Origin of the sequence: Hyalangium sp. (genome assembly GCF_035629615.1) — a bacterium.
GTDB lineage: Bacteria > Myxococcota > Myxococcia > Myxococcales > Myxococcaceae > Hyalangium.
The window spans coordinates 1-8,930 of the sequence record NZ_DASPHO010000055.1; the positions used below are offsets into that span (position 1 = coordinate 1).

The following is an 8,930-nucleotide window of genomic DNA, read 5'->3' on the forward strand; positions in this document are numbered from 1 at the left end:
CGTGATCGCAGCCTCTGCGGCGATGTTCGCCGGAACCACGACGGCATCAAACCGTCGTGCCTCATATTGGCGAGCGGCGTCAATTAGATGCCGAACGACGGTGTCATCCTCGCGTCGAACGAACCAAACCGCGTGCACATACAAAGGCCCTTCCCCGCGCTTCCTCGGAGAATCTGGAAGTTCACGTCCGAACACGTAGAACTTCGGCGGGAATGGGTCTCGGATGATGTCGTTGCCATGAACCACCATCGGGAGAGCACTGCCACCCGAAGTCAGATTCAAGCTTACGACCTCAGCGTCCTCTGGAACACCTGCTTTGGTGAGGTCGATCTCCTGGGTTTCGGCTGGCTTGAGTTGCACTGACACGATCGTGCCTTGTGCACCTGCAAGCGTAAGCGCCGATCCGAACGCAAACTTCTTGCCGATCCACTTCGACACGACTTCCCAAAGGTGGATGGCTTCACCACAGTTCGCGCAGGTCAACACTTCCCCGGCAAAGAAAGCCGAGAACATCGACTGCATCACCTCTAATGGCGCGGAGCACTTCTGGCAGGGCACCCAGGGCGCCAGGTGCATAGGATTGTTCATATTATTCTGGCTCGAGTTGCGGGCAGCTTCGAGCTTCAGAGCCGGGAGCTCACCTGCGGCCAGGGAGGAGACGGAGAATCCGGCCATCCTTCTCGTCCGTGACGGCATAGATCGCCCCGTCCGGGCCGACCTTCACGTCCCGGATGCGCGCGCCGAGTGGGATCCGCTCCTCCGCGGCGACCCGATCTCCGTCCATGATCAACCGCACAATGCCTTCGCTGACCAGCCCGCCGATCAGGATGTTCCCCTCCCACCCAGCAAACTTGTCGCCGGTGTAGAACGCCATGCCCGCCGGCGCGATCACCGGATCCCAGTAGTAGATCGGCTGCTCCAGCCCCTCGCGGGCCGTGATCCCCTGGCCGATCGGCTCGCCGGAATAGTCGAGGCCGTAGGTGATCACCGGCCAGCCGTAGTTCTTGCCCGCCTCGGGACGGTTCAGCTCATCACCGCCGCGCGGACTGTGCTCGACCGTCCACAACCGCCCTCGAGGGTCGAGCGCGGCGGACTGGATGTTCCGGTGACCGTAGGACCAGATCTCGGGCCGGGCCCCGCTTCCATGGCGTCTTTGCTCCGGGCGCGAAGCTGCGGCCATTTCTGTTCCCCCAAGAGGGAGCGGAGGAGGCGAGCGAGGCGCCCCAGGCAGCTGCGAGGCAGGAAACGAGGAAGGAGCGGACAGGGGGAGTGGACTGTGCAGCGGGCCGCAGGCGCTCGAGCCGTGTGTGCGGGAGAGGGTGGAGCGCCTGCTCAACCAGGACGCAGGCCTGGCGGCGGACCTGGCACAGGGCATTGCCACCCAGCAGTGCAGCGTGGAGTCCACCGCCTCGGTGCTCTACGCCCTCTATACGAGCCTGGTGTATCTGACTCCCGTGCTCGGCGGATGGGTCGCCGATCGCTACCTGGGCCAGAAGAAGTCGGTCTACGTGGGTGCCATCCTCATGGCGCTGGGGCAGTTCGTGCTCTTCGGCGCCGACAGCTTGTTCTTCATCGCCTTGCTGCTGCTCATCATCGGCAGCGGTCTGTTCAAGCCGGCCCTCCCCACACAGGTGGGCAGCCTCTACGCGCCGGAGGATGCCCGCCGCGACGGGGCCTTCGCCATCTTCTACATGGGCGTCTACCTGGGGACCTTCCTCTGCACCTTCGTCTGCGGCCTGCTGGCGGCCCATTATGGGTGGCGCTACGGCTTCCTCGCCGCGGGCGTCGGCATGTGCATCGGCCTCTTGGTGCAGTTCCTCGGCCGGAACCATCTCGCGCCGGACGCGCTGCAGGAGCGCAAGGCCGGCGGTACCCAGGTCGTCGAAAAGCAGCCGCTGACCCCCGGCGAGTGGAAGCGGGTGTGGGCGCTCGGGGTGTTGTGCCTGCTCAATGTGGCGTTCTGGGCCGTCTACGAGCAGCGGAACACCACGCTGCAGATGTGGGTGGAAGAGAGGTCCGAGTCGGCGGGGGGGGCTTCCTGGGAAGGGCTCTTCTCCGTGAGTCCCATCTTCTTCTTCGCGCTCGTGCCGCTCCTGGATCGCTTCTGGGCCTGGCAGAACCAGCGAGGCAGGGCGCCGTTCTCCGTGGCGAAGATGGCCATGGGGTGTTTCATCCTCCTCCTGTCCATCCTCTTGATGGTCCTGGGCACCTCGCTGCTGGGCGAAGGCGCGGGCGGCCTGCTCTGGGCCCTGGTCTGCACCGTGCTGATGACGATTGGTGAGATCTACGTGTTCTCCGGGAGCCTCTCGCTGGTGACCCGGGTGGCGCCCGTGCGCATCGTCTCCCTGATGGTGGGCGTGTGGTTCCTGTCGACCTTCGTGGGCACCCTCCTCGCGGGCCTCGGCATCCAGGTCTACTGGAGGATGTCGCCCGAGAGTTTCTTCCCGCTCCTCCTGGGACTCGGCATCGCCGTGGGCGTTGGCATCTGGCTGTTCAACAAGCCGCTGCGGAAGGGAGTGATGCCGCCGGATCATCCGCCCAGGGTCGCGTCCGCCGAGGGCAGCACCGCCTCGTGAGAAGGCGCTGCACCGGGCGTGAGAACACACGGTGGGCAGTGGCCGAGGGGGAGTTAGCACTGCTCTAAGGGCGGCGCTGCCGGGCCGGTGGAGAGATATGGAGCCGGTTTTTTGCCAACCCCTGGGATTGGCGTACACCGGTCCCCGGACTGATTCACCATCGGTCCTTTACACAGGGGGAGTCACATGAAATTCAATGAGTTGAAGTCCCAGTCCGCCAAGGCCCAGGAGAAGAAGCCCTCGCACACGAAGGAGAAGCTCCGCTCTCTCCGCGAGTTGGATCTCCACCTGCTCGAGGGTGTCGTCGGGGGAACCCAGGATTCTTGGGACTTCCTGGCCTACCGCACTAGCAACCTGTGGGACTACATCAAAAGGAACACGCTGTAGAGGGGGCCACTTCTCTCCAGTGAGAACGCCTGGAGTGCCTGGGTGATTGCTTGGGCTTGTGCCAGATACTCCGCCCGCCGGGTGGCCTGGTCCATGTTCAGCAACAGCTCGATCCCTGACAGCTCCCACCGCCTCCATCCTGAGAAACCCAGCCACCTGAAAGGGTTGCTGGGTTTTTCTTTTCCCTTGGATGGTCATTTCGAGGGAGGCGTGCCCCATCAACTCCTGACTGCCTTGGCGAACTGTCAGAAGAAGAGAACAAGGTAGCGCTCACACGGTATCAGATCATTATTGGTTATCTTCAATACGAGCATACGGTTTTCTGGACGCGTTCTGGATTCATGCTCGTGGCACACTCAGCATTGCTTGGGTCGGCTCGGGTTGGACGGTAGTCCCGTTGGTGGGAATGAGCATAATGGGTGTGCTCCTTGGTGCTCTATGGGTACGCGCCATAGCGAACGGCAATTGGTGGATTCATCGTTGGACTAATTTGTTGCTGGATCTCGAAGCGGACGCGTTTGGGGAACGAGGAGTGTTCCGCGGGGTGTCTGGCTCGTCAGGGATCAAGGCCCCGGCTGGAGGCAGCGCTACAACGACCCCCAACGGACGACCACCCAAAGGGGCCCGTTTCATCCCCGAGATTATGGCCGCGATATTTATCTTTGTTTGGTTCCTTGGCATCGTAGGCCCGTTCGCAGTGCCGCATTCGTTGAACCCCTAGTGACCCCGGACGGCCCGGAGCTCAACGGGCAGCACCTGGTCGAGGATGTCGCGCGCCGCCTGGAACTCCTTCACCTCGAGGAGCACATCGGCGAGCGTGGCCCAGGCATCGACGTTCTTCGGGTTCAGATCCTTTGCCTTCTCGAAGGCCCGGAGCGAGTTCTCGTACTGCAAGGAGCGGGGCTACTCCACCATCGCCACGTTCTATCCGCGCCAGGCCCGCGAGGCCTACAGCCAGTGGGGAGCCGAGGGCAAGGTGCGGCACATGGACGAGCAATGGCCTCGGCTGGCGGACATGTCCGTGGGCGGCCAGAGCACGGCCTATGACACGGGCCCGACGACCCGGCTGGGATGCGCTCAGCCTCGTGAAGGCCCAGCAGGCCCTCTCCAGTGAGATCAACCTGCAGAAGCTGGTGGCCACCCTCATGAGTGTGGCCCTGCAGAGCGCGGAGGCCCAGCGCGGCGCGCTCGTGCTGTCGCAGGGTGATGAGCTGCAGGTGAAGGCCGTGGTGGACGCCTCTTCGCGAGAAGCCAGGGCCGTGCCACGGCAGCCAGCGGATCAGGAGCTGCCCTGGACGGTGCTCTCCTACGTGAGGCGCACCGGGGAGCACGTCCTCGTCGACGACACCTCCCAGCCTCACCCCTTCTCCGCCGATCCGTTCTTCTCCCAGAGCCATGCTCGCTCCCTGCTGTGCCTGCCGCTGACGCGCAACCAGCGGCTCCATGGGCTGCTGTACCTGGAGAACTCTCTGGCCACGGGCGCCTTCAGCCCCAGCCGCATCACCCTGCTGCAGCACCTGGTCTCGCACGCCGTCATCTCCCTGGAGAATGCGCGGCTCTACTCCGAGGTGCAGCAGGCCGAGACGGCCCTGCGCGCAGCCAACGAGGCGCTGGAGGTGCGTGTGGAAGAGAGGCAGCGCGAGCTCAAGCAGGCGCAGGCGCGCCTGGTGGAGACGGCCCGCCGAGTGGGCATGGCGGAGGTCGCCTCCAACGTGCTGCACGAGGTGGGCAACACCCTGACCAGCATGGTGGTGTTCACCGAGCAGATGCGCGACGTGTTGGCCTCCTCGCGGGTAGGCCGTGTCGAGCAGGTGGCCAGTCTGCTGGAGAAGAACCAAACCCAGCTGCCGGACTTCCTCACCCAGGATCCACGCGGCCGCAACACGGTGGGCTACCTCTGGAGCCTGGCGGGCCGGCTGGCGAAGGAGCAGGAGGCCTTGCGGGAGAGCCTGACGGACATGGTCGGCAACGTCGAGCGGGTGCGCTCCATCGTCCACCTGCAGCAGACCTACGCGAAGTCCACGCTGCTGGCAGAGGAGTGTGAGCTGGCCGAGGTCGTGGAGGAGGCCCTGCGTCTACAGCAGAGCGTCCTGCAGCAAGCGGGCATCCAGGTGACGAAGGAGCTGGAGCCGCTGCCTCGAATAAGGGTGGAGGACAACGGCCAGGGGATCGCGCCCGAGGCACGCGAGCGGCTCTTCTCCCAAGGGTTCAGCACCCGCAGGGAAGGCCACGGCCTCGGCCTGCACTCCAGCGTCCTGGCGGCACAGCTGATGGGCGGACAGCTCACGCTGGAGAGCCCCGGGCCGGGACAGGGAGCCACCGCCACGCTCATGCTTCCCATCTCAGGCGCCCATGCTCCCACCGAGACCGCGGAGCGTGGGGCTGGAAGCCGACAGGCCTGAGCAGAAGAGCGCAGCTGTCGCGTGCCCCGGTCTGAGCGGCCTGGGACGCTGATGCCGGAAGTGCTGCTACAGCGGTGGAGCATCGCTGGAGCCTCGTGAGCGCTCCGAGCCGACGTGTCGTCCGACACGTCGGCGGCCCTTCGCATGTCACGGAAGGGACGCAGCCGGTGCGAGCGCACGAAGGCGCTCCCGTGCCGCCGCCGAGTGGCGTGTCCCTTGCATTTGAGTCAGGCATCCCCCGGTCACTCGCGCTCGGTGGGACACGACGCCCGAAGACCGTGAACGGTGCTGTCTCCATCGAGTGCTCATCCGAACGAGGTCTCATGTCCCTTCGTCAATGGCTCCTACCGCTGGTTGTCGCAGCAGCGGGCAGCGGCTGCACCCAGTCCTCCTCTCCCGAGGAGGCGCTCCCTTCCACCCCCGTCCAGGTCTCCCGGCAGGTGCTGGCCGTGCCCGAGGCCCCCGTCCTCGTGGCGGACCTGGCACCCGGCACTGCGGACTTCAATCCCGAGCAGCTCACCGTCGTGGGACAGACGGTGTTCTTCGGCGCCCCGAGGCTGGGCAATGGCGGGACCGACGAGCTCTGGAGGACGGATGGGACCCAGGCCGGCACGGCTCGGATCAAGGACTTCGCCGCGAGAGGCCCGGAGGGCATCACGGCGATGGGGCAGACGTTCTTCTTCACCACCTATGGCTACTTCGACGGCGTTACAGAGCTGTGGCACAGCGACGGGACCGAGGCGGGAACCGTGAGCGTCAAGGCCTTGGACCCGAACTCCTTCCTCTATGAATCGAAGGTTGTGGGCGACACGCTCTACCTGATCCTGGCCTCTGGAAGCAGCCGGGAGTTGTGGAAGAGCGACGGGACCGAGGCGGGAACCGTGCGCGTCAAAGCCTTCGAGGACTACGGCGTCCAGCACCAACACCAACTGACGGCCGTGGGCGATACGCTCTACATGGTGGTGGAATCCCACGAGCAGGTGGACTCTCACGAGCTATGGAGGAGCGACGGGACCGAGGCGGGCACCGTGCGCGTCAAGGCCTTCGGCTGGGGCGACCACCTCTTCGACCTGACGGCCGTGGGGCACACGCTCTACCTGGCCATCTATCATCCGTTCGGCGCGCCGGATCCGGAGCTGTGGAAGAGCGATGGGACGGAGGCAGGCACCGTACGGATCCGCGAGTTCTCCGGTCTGGGCAGGATGATGGCAGCGGACGGCGCGCTCTTCTTCGCCGCCAGGGACAGCGCCGCGGGCCTCGAGCTGTGGAGGAGCGATGGGACCGCGGCCGGCACGTTACGCGTGAAGGACCTCGCGCCTGGCGCCGGTGACGCGGATCCCCAGGAGCTGAAGCTCGTCGGTGGCTCGCTCTATTTCACTGCGGACGATGGCTCCTCGGGCCGGGAGCTGTGGAAGAGCGACGGGACCGAGGCAGGCACCGTGCGCGTCCGGGACATCTCCCCGGGTACGGCCAGCTCGATGCCCCAGGAGCTGACGGGGCTGGGGGACACGCTCTACTTCACCGCGGAGGGTGGCGCCTCCGGCCGGGAGCTGTGGGCCAGCGACGGCACGGAGGCGGGAACTCGGCTCGTCAAGGATCTCTGGCCCGGCGCGAGCGGCCTGCCGCCGCGTGAGCTAACGGCGTTCGGCACGAAGCTCCTCTTCGTCGCCTCCGATGGGCAGGTGGGCTTGGAGCTCTGGACGACCGATGGGACCTCTCAGGGCACGGCGCTGGTAGCGGACGTGCGCTACCAGCCCGCATCCGCTGCTCCTCTGGACATGCTCCCGGTCGCTGGGACGCTCTTCTTCACCGCCATCTCTCCTCTGGAGGGGAGAGAGCTCTGGAAGGTGTCGGCCTTCGGGGCCGCACCGGAGCTGCTCAAGGACATCATCCAGCCGCTGAGTAACCCGGGTCCCGGTTGGCTGACGGACGCCAGTGGCACCCTCCTCTTCGTGGCGGACTCCGACCTGTGGAGGAGCGACGGCACGACTACCGGCACCTGGCGCGTCAAGGATCTGCTGATGGTCAGCAACATCGGGGATTCGCCGCCGGAGACGGCCATCCTGGGCAACACGCTGTTCTTTCAGGGGAGCGACGGCTCCTTCTCCTCCTCGCGTGAGCTGTGGAGGAGCGACGGCACCGAGGCCGGCACTTGGCTCGTCAAGGACCTCCACCCGGGATCTCTGCCCTCGAACCCGCAGGGGCTGACACCGCTCGGGGACTTGCTGTACTTCACCGCGGATGACGGCACCCATGGCCGTGAGCTGTGGAGGAGTGACGGCACCGAGGCCGGTACCTGGCTCGTCAAAGACCTCCGCCCAGGCTCCGCAAGTTCGAATCCCGGGCTCCTGGAGGCCTTCTCCGACGCGCTCTTCTTCAGCGCTCGGGACAGCGCCGGCGGCTACGAGCTGTGGAGGAGTGATGGCACCGAGGCCGGCACCGTGCGCCTCCAGGATGGGGCCAGTGGGAGGATCAACGAGCTACAGGGTCTGGGCGGGGCGCTTTACTTCGCGCGGTACAAACCCGGGGCGGGCATATCGCGCGAGCTGTGGAAGAGCGACGGCACGGCGGAGGGCACGGTCCTCGTCCGGGGCCAGCTCCCAGGCGTCCCCCTGAACCTGAGGGTGCTGGGCGACGCGCTCTACTTCACCGTCTCGACGGGAGAGCTGTGGAAGACGGATGGCACCGAGGCCGGCACCGTTCGCGTGAAGGGGCTGGGCGGGTCCTTTGATCCCACGGCCATGGTGGTCACGGACGGGTTGCTCTTCTTCACCACGAAGCGTGACACCCAGACCCACGAGCTGTGGAGGAGCGACGGCACGGCGGAGGGCACGGTCCTTATCGCGAGTGTGCAGGTGCCGTGGATTGGTGAGGACACAAAGGTGGTGCCCATGGGCAAGGCGCTCTACTTCGCGGGCGATGACGGCACCACGGGCCTGGAGCCCTGGGTGTATCCCCTGGCGCCCATCCGGTGCCCCGCCCCTGTCTCCCTGACGGCGACGGACGCGGGAGGGGTGGCCCACGCCTTCTGGTCTGCCGCCACGCCCGCGCCGGGCGTCACCGGGCCGATCACGGTGAGCTACAGCCACGAGCTCGGGCAGCGCCTGCCTCTGGGGACGACCGCGGTGACGGCCACGGCCTTCGACCCCGCGTATCCCGCCTCGTCCTGCACCTTCACGGTGACCGTCAACCCGCTTCCCTCGGACGGGGGGCCGCCTTCCCTGGCTCTTAACGGGGACGCCGTGATGACGCTGGAGTGCGGGGTGGACGTGTACATGGATCCGGGCGCGCAGGCATGGGACGAGAGCGGCGTGCCGCTGGAGGTACATCGGTACAACTCGGGGCAGGACGCCTACGGGCCCGGGCCGAACACGGCGGCGGAGGGCAGCTACTCGGTGCAGTACAGCGCATGGAACGGGGCAGGGCAGACCGTGAGCGTTATCCGCACGGTGCACGTGGACGACCGGACAGCGCCGGTGCTGAAGCTCAAGGGGCCGGCGCGGATGACGCACACCTGCGGCAGTGGGTGGGTGGACCCCGGTGTGGAGGCCGCGGACGCGTGCTA

7 protein-coding genes are annotated in these 8,930 nt (G+C 66.1%); 4 read left to right on the forward strand and 3 right to left on the reverse strand.

Going from position 1 to position 8,930, the window contains the following annotated elements:
- Positions 1 to 675, reverse strand: a 675-nt coding sequence (locus tag VD972_RS02555; protein WP_324980184.1) for a hypothetical protein, incomplete at its 3' end; no start/stop codon positions are given.
- Positions 638 to 1,375 (reverse strand): PQQ-dependent sugar dehydrogenase, encoded by a 738-nt coding sequence (locus VD972_RS02560; RefSeq protein WP_324980186.1) that lies wholly within the window; start codon positions 1,373 to 1,375, stop codon positions 638 to 640. The genes VD972_RS02560 and VD972_RS02555, both read right to left, overlap by 38 nt.
- Here VD972_RS02560 and VD972_RS02565 point away from each other — a divergent pair.
- Together VD972_RS02565 and VD972_RS02570 are read left to right on the forward strand one after the other, a co-directional pair.
- Entirely contained in the window at positions 1,320 to 2,576 is a 1,257-nt protein-coding gene (locus VD972_RS02565) for a peptide MFS transporter (protein WP_324980189.1), read from the forward strand. The two genes, VD972_RS02560 and VD972_RS02565, sit on opposite strands and share 56 nt — an antisense overlap.
- A gap of 186 nt (positions 2,577 to 2,762) precedes the next feature.
- Positions 2,763 to 2,963 (forward strand): hypothetical protein, encoded by a 201-nt coding sequence (locus tag VD972_RS02570; protein WP_324980192.1) that lies wholly within the window; start codon positions 2,763 to 2,765, stop codon positions 2,961 to 2,963.
- Between the two features lie 717 nt (positions 2,964 to 3,680).
- Here the strand turns inward: VD972_RS02570 and VD972_RS02575 are convergent.
- The gene (locus VD972_RS02575; RefSeq protein WP_324980195.1) at positions 3,681 to 3,857 is read right to left on the reverse strand and encodes a tetratricopeptide repeat protein; all 177 of its coding nucleotides are present in this window, start codon (positions 3,855 to 3,857) and stop codon (positions 3,681 to 3,683) included.
- Positions 3,858 to 4,006: 149 nt separating this feature from the next.
- Here VD972_RS02575 and VD972_RS02580 point away from each other — a divergent pair, with 149 nt between their 5' ends.
- Both VD972_RS02580 and VD972_RS02585 read left to right on the forward strand, forming a co-directional pair.
- Positions 4,007 to 5,365 carry a GAF domain-containing sensor histidine kinase gene (locus VD972_RS02580; protein WP_324980199.1) on the forward strand — a complete coding sequence of 453 codons (1,359 nt, stop codon included), beginning with the start codon at positions 4,007 to 4,009 and terminating at the stop codon, positions 5,363 to 5,365.
- A gap of 323 nt (positions 5,366 to 5,688) precedes the next feature.
- Positions 5,689 to 8,930: ELWxxDGT repeat protein (locus VD972_RS02585; RefSeq protein WP_324980201.1), on the forward strand; the 3,242-nt coding region annotated here is incomplete at its 3' end.

Coding starts and splice junctions, on each gene's coding strand:
- VD972_RS02560 (WP_324980186.1), bottom strand. CDS start 1,375: ATGCCCTGTGCCAGGTCCGCCGCCAGGCCTGCGTCCTGGTTGAGCAGG.
- VD972_RS02570 (WP_324980192.1), top strand. CDS start 2,763: ATGAAATTCAATGAGTTGAAGTCCCAGTCCGCCAAGGCCCAGGAGAAG.
- VD972_RS02580 (WP_324980199.1), top strand. CDS start 4,007: ATGACACGGGCCCGACGACCCGGCTGGGATGCGCTCAGCCTCGTGAAG.